We start from the raw sequence: 13,925 nt of genomic DNA, 5'->3' as shown, positions 1-13,925 counted from the left end.
CATCATTGCGGAGTATAAAAAGTCAATGCTCCATTTTCTTTATGCAAACCGTACACCTAACAGACCTGAAACTAAACCGAAGATGATGCCAACTGTACAGAGCATTAACCAGATTCGCCTGTTTCGTGACTTGTTAATGTAAAACCAACCAAGGAAGCCAAATAAAACTCCCTCAATCATAAACCACGGTTCGAATAACAAAAGATCCCACACTATAAACAAATGTTCATTAACATTAAACGATCCAGATTCCAACTCGACTACACCTGTAATTTGAAATATCCGGTAGAAGAGCCCATATATCCCATGGGAAGTCGCTATCGAACATCCAAATAAGGCTATTCCGAGCAGCAAATAGCTAATGACTTTTTGTTTCCTAAGATAGATGAATGCAATACCTACGAGTCCAGCAGCTGTTAGGAATCCTGATGCTACCCAGTTTATCATTTCCCAAAAAGCTGTTTCTGCTACAGATTCCTTCAGCAAGGATAAACCGATTGTTCCACCTAAAGCCCAATAAAGATGAGGCAACATATAGGCTATTGACCAAATGAATACAGCATATCCCGTCAAAACTAAATTACGTCGAAGTTGTGGCTGCGGATAACTAGGGATGTTTACTTTCTTTTCAATCATATCAATCATAAAAACTCTCCTATCTTTTTTCCATGTCACTTAAAACAGAGCAGTTTCTTGATTTTTACTGATGACTCTAATAGTAAAGATTGTTGTTTTTCATAATTCCATGTAATGGTGTGGAAATATACTCGCTTTCCGCGGGCTAGAAAAGCGGAAGCGACCCGGTCAGGAACGCAGTGCACTGGAAAACTGACGAGGAGGCTGTCGCCGCCGCAGGAAGTTTGAAGTGATCCAAGTGATTGGTCGCTGAGCTAGACCTCATATCCTTACATTTTCCTACTTCCGCAAGCCTCCTCGCGAGTTCCGCGCTCCGGGGTCTCGCTTGGCTCGCTTTTCCCGCAGGAGTCTCATATATTTACACTGCTTACCGGTTTTTTTGACCTCTATATCAAATAGAGTTCATAAGCAACAAATTATTAGAATACAGCCTTAATGAATTTTGATATGGCCACTGGATACAGAGAGATCGACACGGTGATCTCCAGAGCCATGAATCCCTTCTATTCTTTTTCGATCAGAAATTTCATTTTCCAATGGGAAATGACAATCGATATGTCCGCTGCTTACTTTTCCTTTCACCTTGAATCCAGCATCTTTTGGAAGGTCCAATTCAGCTGATCCGGAACTTATCTTAACATCAATGTCTCCAGTCAGTTCATCCATCTGAACGTCTAATTTACCTGAAGATAAATCTGCAGACAATGCCCCCGTATAGTTCTTGATTTTTACATTCCCGGAACTGATATCGAATGTCCCTTGGTCTGTTTTCAGATTTTTTACATCTACATTACCTGACGAAGCATCATGGCTGAACTTCTTTGCATGAATATTTTCTAGCTTCAAGTTTCCTGAATTAATTTCGACCTTTAAGGATTTCAACTTCATTTGGTCTGATGGACCATAAAAGGTTAAATTACCCGATCCATTATGCAGTTCAAGTTCTTGATCGTAATCCTCGGGTATGTGTATGATCAGCTTGGTTCTATCGAATCCAAACCAGTTGAACCATCCTTTTCTCGCTTTTACTTTGATGTCATCACCGCGGCGAGTGAGATCTACATCTCCTTTACCATCTAATTCTACTCTCAGATCGCTTCTTTTTTCAGGAACGATCTTCGTATTCATACCGGAAACATCAATATTGATCCGATCTGCACCCTTTACCTCTTCTGAGAGATCCTTGCCACTTCCAAATAAAGACCAGGTTGGTTTTGCTTCTGTAAATAGGAGATATCCCCCTATCAGAATGATTAAGATTGCAAAAAACATTTTCATAATGGTTACCCACTTTCGCTTTGACTTTATTTACTTTGTTGTATCTAGATTATGATACTTTCAGTATTGGAACAACGCCCTCAAGCATGATTTAAAATTAAGGCTTGAGACGTAAAAAAGGAGCCGACCAATACGGCTCCTTTTTTCTCGTTCAGCCTTTGTATCTGAAATGCACAACTGCTGAATAGATACGTTTTCCGCTCGAGGGATCGATGTTCACCTGATGTGATACATGATGTACCCGAAGTAATAAGGCCTGGTTTTGTTCAATTTTTTCTTGAACTGCCGCTTCCAGCTTTGAAAGTTCACCTGTTTCGAAAAACTCTACTTTATCTTCAATAAAATCTAGATGAAGCTCCATATTTTCACACTCCTAAAAATTACTCATGTCAGGGGATATTATCCAAATCATTCTATGCTGAATAAAATTTTACCATGAAGGTGCCACACATGAATAGCCGAAACTCGTACAATAGCGGGTTAAAACACGGTTTCAATTTTGCCAGATTCTCTCGATTATGATATGTTGTATCCATATTAATAATAAATCATACTATATTGATAGGAATAATAAATTTTAAAGTTTAGGAGTGTGGACAGGGTGGGTAGAGAGTTTATCGATCTCTTTAACCAATGGGCAGAATCTTATGATGAGACTGTTTCAAGTAAAGATAATGAATATCATGAGGTTTTTGAACGATATGAAGAAATTCTTGAACGAGTGGCAAGTGAATCTTCCGGAACCGTTCTTGAGTTCGGCGTAGGAACGGGCAATTTGACGAACGTCTTACTCAATAAAAAACTGGATGTGGTGGGGGTGGAGCCATCACCTGTCATGCGAGAGAAAACTGAAGAACGCTTTCCAAACTTAAAAATCGTCGATGGTGATTTTCTATCTTATCCTGAATTCGATGAAAACATTGACACGATTGTAAGTACGTATGCGTTTCATCATTTGACAGACGATGAAAAAGCACGTGCTATTCATAATTATGGAAAGCTCCTTGGTAACAATGGTAAAATTGTATTTGCAGACACTGTATTTGAACATGAAGAAGCGAAAAAAGAAATTCATGATCGGGTAAAGAGCCAGGGCTACAAGAACTTGCTTCATGATCTGCAGACGGAATACTACACTACGATTGGCGTTCTATCAGGGATTTTTCAAAATAATGGCTTTGAAGTTAGCTTTGAACGACTGAATCGGTATGTGTGGTTGATTCATGCTGTAAAAAAAGATTTGTAAAGGAATGTGAATATGAAAGTCGCTATTATCGGAGCAATGGACGAAGAAGTCATCTTAATGCAAGAATTGATTGAGGATAGTAAGACAGAAACGATCGCAGGATGTACCTTCTTTACAGGGAAATTATACGATCAGGATGTCATTTTGTTGAAATCAGGGATTGGTAAAGTCAACGCAGCGATTGCAACAACGTTATTGAATCAGCTATATAAACCTGATTATGTGATCAACACAGGCTCTGCAGGGGGGTTCAATCCTGACTTGAATGTGGGGGACGTAGTCATTTCAACGGAAATACGACACCATGATGTAGACGTTACGGCTTTCGGTTATGAGTACGGCCAAGTCCCGCAATTGCCTGCTTTTTATATGCCTGATCCATTGCTTGTGAATATTGCAGAAGAAAGTGCGAAGGATGCTACTGAGATGCAGATCGTCAAAGGGTTGATTGCATCCGGTGATTCATTCATGAACGACGCATCACGGGTAAAAGACATCCGCGGAAAGTTCCCTGAATTATTTGCAGCCGAAATGGAGGCTGCCGCAATAGCGCAGGTTTGTCATCAATTCAAAGTCCCGTTTGTCGTGATTCGTTCTTTATCGGATATCGCAGGTAAAGATGCACCGATGTCATTCGATCAATTTTTGAAAGTAGCGGCGAAAAATTCCGCAGATTTGATTCTAAAAATGGTAAAGGAGCTGAAGAAACATGGCTAAAAAAATGAATGTAGAAAGTTTCAATCTCGATCATACGAAAGTACTCGCACCGTATGTCCGTCTCGTAGGGGTTACGAAAGGTCAACATGGAGACGAGATTTCAAAATATGATATCCGTTTCAAGCAACCGAACAAAGCACATATGGATATGCCAGGACTTCATTCCCTTGAACATTTGATGGCGGAAAATATCCGTAACCATCATGATCGTGTAATTGATATCGGACCGATGGGATGTCAGACGGGATTCTACCTTTCTGTATTGAACCATTCGGATCAAGAGGAAATTATGGATGTTCTGGAAAAGACATTGAATGATGTCCTTAATGCGGATGAAGTTCCGGCATGTAATGAGGTGCAATGTGGATGGGCTGCCAACCACAGCCTCGAGGGTGCCAAGGAAATCGCCACAGAAATGCTTGAAAAACGCAGTGAATGGAAAGATGTATTTGGAGAGGAATAACATGCATGAGGTATTTTAAAAACGTTCAAGAGCTGATTGGTCATACGCCGCTGGTGGAGATCGCCAACTATGATCTTCCCAACGGTGTACGGCTTTTCGCTAAACTTGAGTTTTACAATCCAGGTGGAAGCATCAAGGATCGACTTGGAAAAGAATTACTTGAAGAAGCTTTCATCAGCGGAAAACTCAAGCCTGGCGGGACGGTGATCGAGCCTACTGCCGGAAATACTGGTATCGGCCTCGCCTTGGCGGCTGTGAACAAGGGAATCGAAGTGATATTCGTCGTTCCTGAAAAGTTCAGTGTTGAAAAGCAGGAATTAATGCGGGCGTTAGGTGCCAAGATTGTCAATACTGAAACCGAAAAAGGGATGCGTGGTGCAATCGAAAAGGCGAAGGAGCTTGAAAAGGAAATCGAGAATTCCTATTATCCTGCTCAATTTGCAAATCCAGCAAACCCAAATACGTATTATAAAACACTAGGGCCTGAAATCTGGGAAGCGCTTGATGGAAAAGTCGACGTTTTCCTAGCTGGTGCAGGAACTGGTGGTACCTTCATGGGCACAGCCCGCTATTTGAAGGAACAAAGCAAAGACATTAAAACAGTCATTGTTGAACCAGAAGGATCGATCTTGAACGGGGGGGAACCAGGGCCGCACAAGGCTGAAGGAATTGGCATGGAATTCCTCCCGGATTATATGGATACAAGTTATTTCGATGCAATCTATACAATTGAAGATGTGGATGCTTTTAACCGGGTTAAAGAATTAGCTTTGAAAGAAGGACTCCTTGCCGGCAGTTCATCTGGAGCTGTTTTACATGCTGCATTGATCGAAGCCGAACAAGCAAAGCCCGGTAGTCATATCGTTACGGTCTTTCCAGACAGCAGTGAGCGTTACTTAAGCCAAAAGATCTACCAAGGAGGCATATAAATGAAGCCGAAAACGAAAATGATCCATGCTGGTATTTTCGGTGACGAGCATACAGGTGCCGTTTCCACTCCGATTTATCAGGTAAGTACGTATAAACAGGAAAGTGTCGGTAACTTCAAAGGATACGAGTATTCTCGTACAGGAAACCCGACGCGTTATGCACTAGAAGAATTGATTAAGGATTTAGAAGAAGGTGAAGCTGGATTCGCATTCGGTTCAGGAATGGCTGCGATCAATTCGATCATGATGATGTTCAATACCGGAGATCATGTTGTTTTTACCGATGACGTTTATGGTGGAACATATCGTCTTGTTTCGAAAGTGTTGAACCGTCTTGGTTTGGAATCGACATTCGTAGACACAAGCAACCTCGATAATATTGAAGCGGCGATAAAAGGCAATACGAAAGCTGTATATGTTGAAACGCCGACAAATCCATTGTTGAAAGTGACGGATATTGCTGGAGCTTCCCAAATAGCAAAAAAACATGATCTGTTGCTGATTGTCGATAACACATTTAACACTCCTTACTGGCAGACACCAATCCAGCACGGTGCAGATATCGTTTTGCACAGTGCGACGAAATATATCGGTGGACATAGTGATGTTGTCGCAGGTCTTGCTGTAGTGAACTCAAAGGAATTAGCTGAAGAGCTGCACTTCATCCAAAACTCTGCTGGAGCAGTACTCGGACCACAGGATTCATGGCTGTTGATTCGGGGGATCAAAACACTCGGTCTCCGTATGGAAGCGACCGAGAGCAATACGAAGAAAATTGCGGAATTCCTGGAGAAGCATCCTGCAGTGGAAAAAATCTTTTATCCTGGTTTAACGTCACACCCTGGCCATGAATTATCGAAACGCCAGGCAGGTGGGTTCGGCGGCATGATCTCGTTTGATGTTGGTAGTCAGGAAAGGGCTGACCAGGTCTTGGGCAAAACGCGGTACTTCACACTTGCGGAAAGTCTTGGAGCGGTTGAGAGCTTGATTTCTGCTCCTGCACGAATGACACATGCTTCCATTCCGAAGGACCGACGTAATGAACTGGGAATCACAGATGGATTGTTACGGATTTCTGTCGGAATTGAAGATGCAGAAGACTTGATCGAAGACCTTAAACAAGCGTTGGAAAGCTGAACGGTTCAATTAAAAAGAGAAGGGTCCGCTAACGGCAATAGGAATAAATGCTGGCGGGCCTTTCTTTATGAATAGCGATAAACCAAACTATTGCTTATACCACGGAATCCATGCTGACAAGCTGGTAACTTCAGGAACTGTCAGATATTCTCTTACTCTACTATCTGGATCGTGTTACGATGATAGCAGTAAAGGGGTGGGAGTATTGTCAAAGGAAATGGTCAAAGATACCAAAGATAAAATTGCAGATTTCAAACGTTTTAGCTTTGTACTCCTATCGTTGAGTGCATTTTTATATATTGGAAGCATTATTCCTTTTGAAGGTAAACAAACTTTGCACAAGCTCATCTTATTGGGTACAAGCTATCTCTCACTTGGAATCGCGTTAGTATTTTATCGTAAAATTTCGCAATGGAAGAAACAACTGAACGAAGAATCATAGATATTTTAAGAAATAGCTCTGTTAGTTTATATTGTTGATTTCTACTAAATTCACTCCCTTTCCGCGGGCAATCGAAAAGCGGAAGCGACCCGTTTAGTCACAAAGGTCACTGGAGGACTGACGAGGAGGCTGTCACCGCCGCAGGAAGTTTGAAGTGATCCAAGTGACTGGTCGCTGAGCTAGACATCACTTCCGTGCATGATCCCTATATCCGCGAGACCCCTCACTTGCACAGGATCTCAACACAATAATGAAATCATTTTCGTGTCTGCGATGAAAATTCTTAGAAGCTTTCCTTCTGCTGGCTTCGACGTTCACCATAGGTCGTGGTGGTATTTAGTCGAAGTTCATTATTATAGTCGACAATCCTTTTTAAAAAGTGTGGGGTCTCGCCTGGCTCGCTTTTCCCGTAGGAGTGTCGCAAATTTCGATTAAAGAAAACTTGGTAAAGCCAAGCCTTGTCGCTGGCCGAGCCTTAGTTGCTCTTATACTGAAGAAAGTATTTTATACTTTCTTTAAGTGTAAAATCAACAAAGTCCTTTAAGATAAAGATAGCCTAAAAAATAAAAAGGACTGTCCAAAGAGTGGCTGACACTCTTTGGACAGTCCCTTTTTTATGGGGCATAAGCGGACACCACAGACCTTATTTGAAAAATACTGATCTACAATAAAATTTAAAATAAACAAGGCAGGATTCTCTCCTTCATAAGCTAATAATGTGGTAAATACATAAAAAAGGAGACTGCAAAACGCTATGTATTTCTATCAGTATCTTTTCCAGAATGACACACCCTTTAAAACGACGATCCGTAATTACACTGATTCTGACTTCCAACAGCTCATAGATATCCAAAAGGAATGCTTTCCGCCGCCGTTCCCTTCTGATCTTTGGTGGACAGAGGAGCAGCTCGAAAACCATGTTCAACTTTTTCCGGAAGGTGCGATTTGTGCTGAAGTAGATGGTGAACTTGCCGGATCAATCACAACATTAATCGTGAATAATCATGGAGAGGCTCATACCTGGGAAGAGATAACGGATAACGGTTCAATTGGTACACACGACCCGACAGGAAATGCATTATATGTTGTTGATATCAGTGTCCGCCCTAGGTACCGGAAAACAGGCTTAGGAAAATTGCTTATGCAAGCACTTTATCATCTTGTAGTCGAATTAAAACTTGAATCCGTACTGGGAGGAAGCCGTATGCCTGGTTTTGAAAAAGTGAAAGATCAAATGGATCCCCAAGTTTATTTAGATCGAGTCATTCGGGGCGAATGCATAGACCCTGTCGTATCGTTTTTGATGAAAGCTGGTCGTACACCTTTAAAGCTTATGCCAAATTATTTGGATGATCCTGAATCGGGGAATTATGGGGTTTTGATGCAGTGGAAAAACCCATTTTTTAAAAAAATCAAAAAAATATAAAAAAAGAGGTTTACTTTTTGTAACAAAGTGGATATAATTTACTCTGCAGGTTAAAAATTACCAAGGAGGTCGAACAAAATGACTGTATACGTAACTGGAAAAGCGGTTCAATTGAATATTCAAATAGTTCGACCGGTGAAACAAGCGTAATTTAACCGTTATTCAAACACGTTAATAACGCCACAGGTCGACGACTGCCTGTGGCTTTTCTATGCCTTTAGACGGAAGAAGAATGTCTAAATGTCTTTATCGCCACAGGGAGTTATTCCTGTGGCGTTTTTTAATGGAGTAAATGAAAGGAGGCTGAATGGAATGCGGAATGAAAAAGCAGAAAGAAATTATTGGCTCAAGCGGGGTGTGACCCTGGAGTAAATCATAGAAAGGAGTGAATCCGCTATGATGCCGATCCATTTGTTTTTATTGACGATTGTACAAACGATATTGAAATCAGAAATGACATATGAAGAAATCAACAAAAAGAAGCATAATGAAGATTTGTATGACCAAATGCGTGAAAAAGCGTTCTATTACATTTCCATGATGTAAAAAATAAGGAGGTTGAAAATAATGTTAAGAGGCAAGGTTTTTCTTGATTGGATAGTTACGGAGAAAGATACGACCTGAAAGGAATATCGCCAGGATAGGAGGGATACGGAATGATTCCATTTCAATTATTCATTTTAACGATAATCAAAAGAGTTCGGAATAATGAAGCTGATTCAACAATCGTTGAACATAACGCACGCGTCAAGTCTTTGATGGATGCAGCACATGATAAATCAGCTCAATACATGGATATGATGTAAAACCTAGAAGCAAGCGGGGGTCGCCACCGCTTGCTTTTTATCCATTTATTTCGTTGGCTTTGTTATAATTTTTGTTGATTTTTGCGAAATTCATCCCTTTCCGCGGGCGATCCGCAAGAATTTTTATTATATCAGTGATTACAAAAAAATGTTTGAAATTTTGGATAAGTTAAGAGTTCAAAAATAATTTTTTAGAAGGTGTTCAATTCTCCATACTTTTTATCATTGTTTAACCCAAATTACACTCAATATTTATACCCATTGAAACACAATCTTTAGATAGTATTCGATTAAAAAAGTCTTAATAAGGTATAGGAACAAGTATTTTAATCTACATATAGGTCGAGAAGAGAATATGAAAAATTTATGGACTTTTAAATCCTGATTAAAAATGGTGTATGGAAAAAGACAACATGTTGAAGTTGTTTTTCACTTTCTTGGACAAAGTGCAGTCCCCCGTCCATTTTTATTTATGGTATGATATTGGAAATTAATGGAGGGATATTACATATGCCAGTTAACGATTGGAAAGGAAAGTCCATGGTCATTTTTGGAGACTCGATTCAATGGCAGGATGGTAAACCATACGGCCAGGGCGACATCGGTGCAATTGCCGTAGGTATGGGGACGATTATACAAAGAAAACTTGGATTCTCTGAGTATGATAATCAAGGTGTTTCGGGTGTTCCGATGGCAGAGGGCACCGTCAACGGGGAAGGTACACATCAAGCCATTTTAGACTATCTTTCTTTTTCAGATAAAGATTTAGTTATCATCGCTGCAGGGACAAACGATTTCAAGTTGAATGTACCGATCGGTGAGTTGGGGGGGATTGGTAACCCTTCGGTTGATCCTTTGACTTTCTATGGAGCTTATCATGAGGCTGTCGAACATATTTTGACTGTTAAGCCCACCATTCGAATTGTCTTATGTACCCCCTTACAACGGGACAATAACGGCTATGATGTAAACCATAAAAATGCTTCAGGCCACAAACTTATTGATTATGTAAAGGCAATTCAATTCATTGGTGATATGTATGGCCTACCGATCTGTGATCTATATCGGAATAGTGGAATTACTGAGTTAACATTTTCGACATTTTTAATGGACGGATTGCATCCGAATGACCTTGGATATCAACGGATGGGAGGGTACACTTCCGGTATTATACAATCTATTGGAGTTTAAGGAGTCATCTTATCGATGGCTCCTTCTACATGGAAATTAAAATTTCTGAAAATATTGACTTTTATAAAATGTTAAACTACTATTCTCTTTAGGGGAAAAACTCCTTTTTTTCATTAATTTTTAAAAAAAAACTCCATTTCAATTACATAATCGTAAAAGACGGGGTGATAGACATGAAAATTGCTGTAATTACGGCCCATGACAGTGATCTTCCTCAACTATTGAGGGAAACAGATGCTGAAGTACAAACGCTTCACCCGAATAAATTGGAGGAAGAAAAACTAGATTTTTACGCTAGTTTCGTAGTTCTTGGTGGAGGGGGTGAAGTCCCGCTGTTGCTAGAACCTAAGGATAGAAAAGCCTTGGAGAAACAAATAAATAAATGGAAAAGAACGTTTGTCGAATATGCTTCCAGTATTGGCAATGTCTATTTTCACCTCCTGAGAGTACTCGATATAAGCGTTTAGTTTATAGCTCAGATGAACTGCAGATTGCAGATTTTGGCAAGAGCATATGATATGGAAAGGAATGAAGTATTCGGATCCCCTGCGGATGTGGGCGATTGAATCAGGGTGGACGGTTGCCGAAATTGCGGCCGGACTTTACATGGGTTTATTAGAAAAGCAACTGGGACTTCATTACAATGACTAGAATTTCGATAAGGGGAGATTTATCTTGGCAAAAGAGTACACAGCGGAAATTGTAATTGTTGGCGGGAGTTTAGGAGGGTGTGCAGCAGCAATCGGTGCAGCAAAAATAGGGAAAAATGTAATCCTTACAGAAGAAACAGCGTGGATCGGCGGCCAGCTGACAAATCAGGGTGTACCTCCCGATGAGCATCCCTGGATTGAAGAATATGGTTGCACAGGATTGTATCGTACTTTCAGAAATAAGGTAAGGGACTATTATAAAAGGAATTTTCCGTTGTATGAACATGCGATGGAAACAGAAAGGTTAAATCCAGGTAGTGCAATAGTTAGTAAACTGTCACATGAGCCAAGGACTGCGTTAGCAGTACTATATGAAATGATGGCACCCTATATCCATAATGGCCGGTTGCAAATATTAAGCAAGCATAAGTTGGAAGCAGCATATGTAGATGGAGATGATGTACGAACTGTCACAGTACAGGATCTCGAAACCGGTGAACGCAGACATATTCATGGTATCTACTTTTTAGATGCTACTGATATCGGTGAATTGCTTCCGTTAAGCGGAACAGAGTACGTGACAGGGGCGGAATCCCAATCTCAAACAGGAGAACCCCATGCATTAGAAGGAGAAGCGGACCCTTTAGATATGCAGGCGGTGACCCATGTGTTTGCTATCGATTATGTAGAAGGAGAGGACTACACGATCGTAAAACCAGACCAATATGAATTTTGGAAGGAGTATAAGCCTGACTTCTGGCCGGTCAAACTGTTACATTGGGATGGCGTCTATCCGCATAACCATGAGAGAAGGACCTTTTCGTTATTTCCTGATGGAAAGCATTTTTCCTTATGGGAGTACAGGAGAATCATTGATGAAAAACACTTCTTGCCGGGAACACAATTCCAGGATATCACTACTGTCAACTGGCAGCAGAATGACTACTTCTTAGGCACAGTTTTTGAAGTTGACGAAAAATCAAGGGAAAAACATTTAGAAGCCGCCAGGCAATTGAGTCTATCCCTGCTATATTGGATGCAGACGGAGGCACCAAGGCGGGGAGGGGGTTACGGGTATCCAGGATTAAGGCTCCGGCCAGATATCTTAGGTACACAAGATGGGTTGGCCATGAAACCCTATATTCGGGAATCTCGGCGAATAAAAGCAGAATTCACAGTGCTTGAACAACATATCAGCAAAGAAATACGCGGGAACCTCGGTGCTGAAAAATTCAGGGATAGTGTAGGTATCGGTTCCTATGGTGTTGATCTTCACCCGAGTACTGGAAACCGGCATTACATAGATTTTGCCGGTTTGCCGTTTCAGATTCCATTAGGTTCTATGATTCCGATAAGAATGAATAATCTTATCCCGGCATGCAAAAATATTGGCGTTACTCATATCACTAACGGGTGTTACAGGCTTCATCCTGTCGAGTGGAATATTGGAGAAGTGGCTGGGTATCTAGCAGCATATGCAATAGAAAAACAAACGACTCCACGTCAGGTTTATGAGAACGAGAGTATCTTGGAAGATTTCCAGCGTCTATTGACTAATAACGGGGTTCAACTGGAATGGCCGGTGCATCATTAGGATTCTATCAATCAGGTAATAGCTAGCAGGGCCGTTCATAACCCTGTACGACATCAGAAGGTAACGGACAACACGATGTGTAGAGTTAAAATATTAATACAGATAGAGGGAGTGGACCAATCCGATGATAGGAAGATTTGCCATTTGCTTGATAGCAATAATATCAGGTACCAGTTGCTTTGATTCCACCAGCTCCTTCCATTCAAAAAATTCATATTAAAGAACGGGATCAGCTTATTTTAGTGACATTTCAACAATAAAAGAATGTTGGCTGTATTAGAAGCAGGAGCAGATTGTATCTCTTCCGCTTTATCGGGCTACACCACCTATACAGAGAGTTGATGGACCAGATGTCACTCTGCTAAGCCGCTTGTGTGAAGAAATCGGACCGAACCTTAATAGCTGAAGGGAGAGTCAGGTATCCCAAGGAAGCAGCTTTACTTATGAGAAAAGGGACTCATGCCGTTGTGGCCGGTTCAGCTATAACCAGACCCCAATTTATAACACAATCTTTTGCAGAAGCTCTAAAAGGAGATGGGAACTAATGAGCAGCAACGGAACCAAAGTGATAAAACCGATTAAAGAAATCATCCACAGTAATTATCCTTCCTTGACGAAGTCGGAACAAAAGGTGGCTTCCTTCGTGTTAGATAATATTAAACGAGTGATGTATTACTCTGTTACTGATTTAGCCGATGAGGTTGGAGTCGGAGAGACAACAGTACTGAGATTTTGTAGAAGGCTAGGCTTTAAAGGTTATCAGGATTTCAAGCTTACCTTGGCTCAAAATTCAACAGATCTTCAAGCGGAAACCTCTGCTGAGTCCTCTGATTTGATTCAATCCATTTCATTAAATACTATCGAATCAATAAAACATACCGCATCCATGATCAATCTTGAAGATTTAAATGAAGCTATCACTATCCTGGATAAGGCAGAGTATATTCATTTTTATGGAGTAGGTACTTCTGGCATAACCGCACTCGATGCTAAAAGTCGTTTTCTTAGAATCGGGAGAAGAACGGAGGTGACGACTGATCCGCATTTACAAGCGATGTATGCCTCAACCTTATCAGAAAAAGATGTTGTGATTGGTTTCAGTGTGTCCGGGAGTACAATGGACACAATCCATTCATTAGAAATTGCTAAAAAAAGTGGAGCCAAAGTGATTGCTATCACCTATTATTCTCGCTCGCCCATAACCAAAATCGCTGATGTGGTATTAAATGGTGGAGCAAAGGAGTCTCCTTTAGAAGGCGGATCATTGACTGCGAAAATTTCACAGCTTTTTGTGGTGGACCTGCTTTGTACAGGAATCGTTTTACAGAATAAAGAGCGGTCCATGTTCATGAAAAACAAAACAGCCCAGTCTGTTATCAATAAAATATTCTAGTGTAGGAGGAAGGAGGG

17 protein-coding genes are annotated in these 13,925 nt (G+C 40.9%); 14 read left to right on the top strand and 3 right to left on the bottom strand.

Annotated elements, in window-relative coordinates; all coding sequences use genetic code 11:
- Nucleotides 1–39: 39 nt before the first annotated feature.
- The 3 genes from KOL94_RS09625 to KOL94_RS09615 all read right to left on the bottom strand — a co-directional run bounded on the left by KOL94_RS09625 (nucleotide 40) and on the right by KOL94_RS09615 (nucleotide 2,275).
- On the bottom strand, nucleotides 40–645 hold the full coding sequence (locus KOL94_RS09625; RefSeq protein ID WP_221566100.1) for a DUF3995 domain-containing protein: 606 nt from the start codon (nucleotides 643–645) through the stop codon (nucleotides 40–42).
- A gap of 423 nt (nucleotides 646–1,068) precedes the next feature.
- Complete coding sequence (liaG, locus tag KOL94_RS09620) at nucleotides 1,069–1,914, bottom strand: LiaG family protein (RefSeq protein ID WP_221566097.1); 846 nt, start codon at nucleotides 1,912–1,914, stop codon at nucleotides 1,069–1,071.
- Nucleotides 1,915–2,065: 151 nt separating this feature from the next.
- On the bottom strand, nucleotides 2,066–2,275 hold the full coding sequence (locus KOL94_RS09615; protein WP_221566093.1) for a DUF2536 family protein: 210 nt from the start codon (nucleotides 2,273–2,275) through the stop codon (nucleotides 2,066–2,068).
- A gap of 240 nt (nucleotides 2,276–2,515) precedes the next feature.
- Here KOL94_RS09615 and KOL94_RS09610 point away from each other — a divergent pair, with 240 nt between their 5' ends.
- The 14 genes from KOL94_RS09610 to KOL94_RS09545 all read left to right on the top strand — a co-directional run bounded on the left by KOL94_RS09610 (nucleotide 2,516) and on the right by KOL94_RS09545 (nucleotide 13,908).
- Nucleotides 2,516–3,160, top strand: coding sequence for a class I SAM-dependent DNA methyltransferase (locus KOL94_RS09610; protein WP_221566090.1), 645 nt, complete (start codon nucleotides 2,516–2,518; stop codon nucleotides 3,158–3,160).
- 12 nt (nucleotides 3,161–3,172) lie between these two features.
- A complete protein-coding gene (gene mtnN, locus KOL94_RS09605; protein ID WP_221566087.1) occupies nucleotides 3,173–3,877 on the top strand; it encodes a 5'-methylthioadenosine/S-adenosylhomocysteine nucleosidase in 705 nt (234 codons plus the stop codon).
- Nucleotides 3,870–4,340 (top strand): S-ribosylhomocysteine lyase, encoded by a 471-nt coding sequence (locus tag KOL94_RS09600; RefSeq protein WP_221566084.1) that lies wholly within the window; start codon nucleotides 3,870–3,872, stop codon nucleotides 4,338–4,340. Before mtnN ends, KOL94_RS09600 begins: the two co-directional genes overlap by 8 nt.
- Before the next feature lie 5 nt (nucleotides 4,341–4,345).
- Entirely contained in the window at nucleotides 4,346–5,269 is a 924-nt protein-coding gene (locus KOL94_RS09595) for a PLP-dependent cysteine synthase family protein (protein ID WP_221566081.1), read from the top strand.
- On the top strand, nucleotides 5,270–6,406 hold the full coding sequence (locus tag KOL94_RS09590) for a bifunctional cystathionine gamma-lyase/homocysteine desulfhydrase (protein ID WP_221566077.1): 1,137 nt from the start codon (nucleotides 5,270–5,272) through the stop codon (nucleotides 6,404–6,406).
- Between the two features lie 205 nt (nucleotides 6,407–6,611).
- Nucleotides 6,612–6,848 carry a YrhC family protein gene (locus KOL94_RS09585; RefSeq protein WP_221566074.1) on the top strand — a complete coding sequence of 79 codons (237 nt, stop codon included), beginning with the start codon at nucleotides 6,612–6,614 and terminating at the stop codon, nucleotides 6,846–6,848.
- Nucleotides 6,849–7,602: 754 nt separating this feature from the next.
- Entirely contained in the window at nucleotides 7,603–8,274 is a 672-nt protein-coding gene (locus tag KOL94_RS09580; protein WP_221566072.1) for a GNAT family N-acetyltransferase, read from the top strand.
- A 396-nt stretch (nucleotides 8,275–8,670) separates the two neighbouring features.
- Nucleotides 8,671–8,820 carry a YrzI family small protein gene (locus KOL94_RS09575; protein ID WP_221566069.1) on the top strand — a complete coding sequence of 50 codons (150 nt, stop codon included), beginning with the start codon at nucleotides 8,671–8,673 and terminating at the stop codon, nucleotides 8,818–8,820.
- 110 nt (nucleotides 8,821–8,930) lie between these two features.
- Nucleotides 8,931–9,080 (top strand): hypothetical protein, encoded by a 150-nt coding sequence (locus KOL94_RS09570; protein ID WP_221566066.1) that lies wholly within the window; start codon nucleotides 8,931–8,933, stop codon nucleotides 9,078–9,080.
- A 510-nt stretch (nucleotides 9,081–9,590) separates the two neighbouring features.
- Nucleotides 9,591–10,271, top strand: coding sequence for an SGNH/GDSL hydrolase family protein (locus KOL94_RS09565; protein WP_221566063.1), 681 nt, complete (start codon nucleotides 9,591–9,593; stop codon nucleotides 10,269–10,271).
- 173 nt (nucleotides 10,272–10,444) lie between these two features.
- Complete coding sequence (locus KOL94_RS09560; protein WP_221566060.1) at nucleotides 10,445–10,738, top strand: hypothetical protein; 294 nt, start codon at nucleotides 10,445–10,447, stop codon at nucleotides 10,736–10,738.
- 208 nt (nucleotides 10,739–10,946) lie between these two features.
- A complete protein-coding gene (locus KOL94_RS09555; protein WP_221566058.1) occupies nucleotides 10,947–12,515 on the top strand; it encodes an FAD-dependent oxidoreductase in 1,569 nt (522 codons plus the stop codon).
- A gap of 374 nt (nucleotides 12,516–12,889) precedes the next feature.
- Nucleotides 12,890–13,060 (top strand): hypothetical protein, encoded by a 171-nt coding sequence (locus KOL94_RS25770; protein ID WP_221566055.1) that lies wholly within the window; start codon nucleotides 12,890–12,892, stop codon nucleotides 13,058–13,060.
- Nucleotides 13,060–13,908 (top strand): MurR/RpiR family transcriptional regulator, encoded by an 849-nt coding sequence (locus KOL94_RS09545; RefSeq protein WP_221566054.1) that lies wholly within the window; start codon nucleotides 13,060–13,062, stop codon nucleotides 13,906–13,908. The genes KOL94_RS25770 and KOL94_RS09545 overlap by 1 nt, the downstream gene beginning before the upstream one ends.
- The last annotated feature ends 17 nt before the right edge of the window (nucleotides 13,909–13,925 follow it).

This window comes from Alkalihalobacillus sp. TS-13 (assembly GCF_019720915.1).
GTDB lineage: Bacteria > Bacillota > Bacilli > Bacillales > Fictibacillaceae > Pseudalkalibacillus.
This window is presented reverse-complemented; position numbering and strand designations above follow the sequence as displayed.

Bases quoted from the DNA above. Each gene is read 5' to 3' on its own strand.
- mtnN (WP_221566087.1), top strand. From the start codon at position 3,173: ATGAAAGTCGCTATTATCGGAGCAATGGACGAAGAAGTCATCTTAATG.
- liaG (WP_221566097.1), bottom strand. From the start codon at position 1,914: ATGAAAATGTTTTTTGCAATCTTAATCATTCTGATAGGGGGATATCTC.
- KOL94_RS09600 (WP_221566084.1), top strand. From the start codon at position 3,870: ATGGCTAAAAAAATGAATGTAGAAAGTTTCAATCTCGATCATACGAAA.
- KOL94_RS09565 (WP_221566063.1), top strand. From the start codon at position 9,591: ATGCCAGTTAACGATTGGAAAGGAAAGTCCATGGTCATTTTTGGAGAC.
- KOL94_RS09625 (WP_221566100.1), bottom strand. From the start codon at position 645: ATGATTGATATGATTGAAAAGAAAGTAAACATCCCTAGTTATCCGCAG.
- KOL94_RS09580 (WP_221566072.1), top strand. From the start codon at position 7,603: ATGTATTTCTATCAGTATCTTTTCCAGAATGACACACCCTTTAAAACG.
- KOL94_RS09570 (WP_221566066.1), top strand. From the start codon at position 8,931: ATGATTCCATTTCAATTATTCATTTTAACGATAATCAAAAGAGTTCGG.
- KOL94_RS09615 (WP_221566093.1), bottom strand. From the start codon at position 2,275: ATGGAGCTTCATCTAGATTTTATTGAAGATAAAGTAGAGTTTTTCGAA.
- KOL94_RS09560 (WP_221566060.1), top strand. From the start codon at position 10,445: ATGAAAATTGCTGTAATTACGGCCCATGACAGTGATCTTCCTCAACTA.
- KOL94_RS09590 (WP_221566077.1), top strand. From the start codon at position 5,270: ATGAAGCCGAAAACGAAAATGATCCATGCTGGTATTTTCGGTGACGAG.
- KOL94_RS09595 (WP_221566081.1), top strand. From the start codon at position 4,346: ATGAGGTATTTTAAAAACGTTCAAGAGCTGATTGGTCATACGCCGCTG.
- KOL94_RS09575 (WP_221566069.1), top strand. From the start codon at position 8,671: ATGATGCCGATCCATTTGTTTTTATTGACGATTGTACAAACGATATTG.
- KOL94_RS09545 (WP_221566054.1), top strand. From the start codon at position 13,060: ATGAGCAGCAACGGAACCAAAGTGATAAAACCGATTAAAGAAATCATC.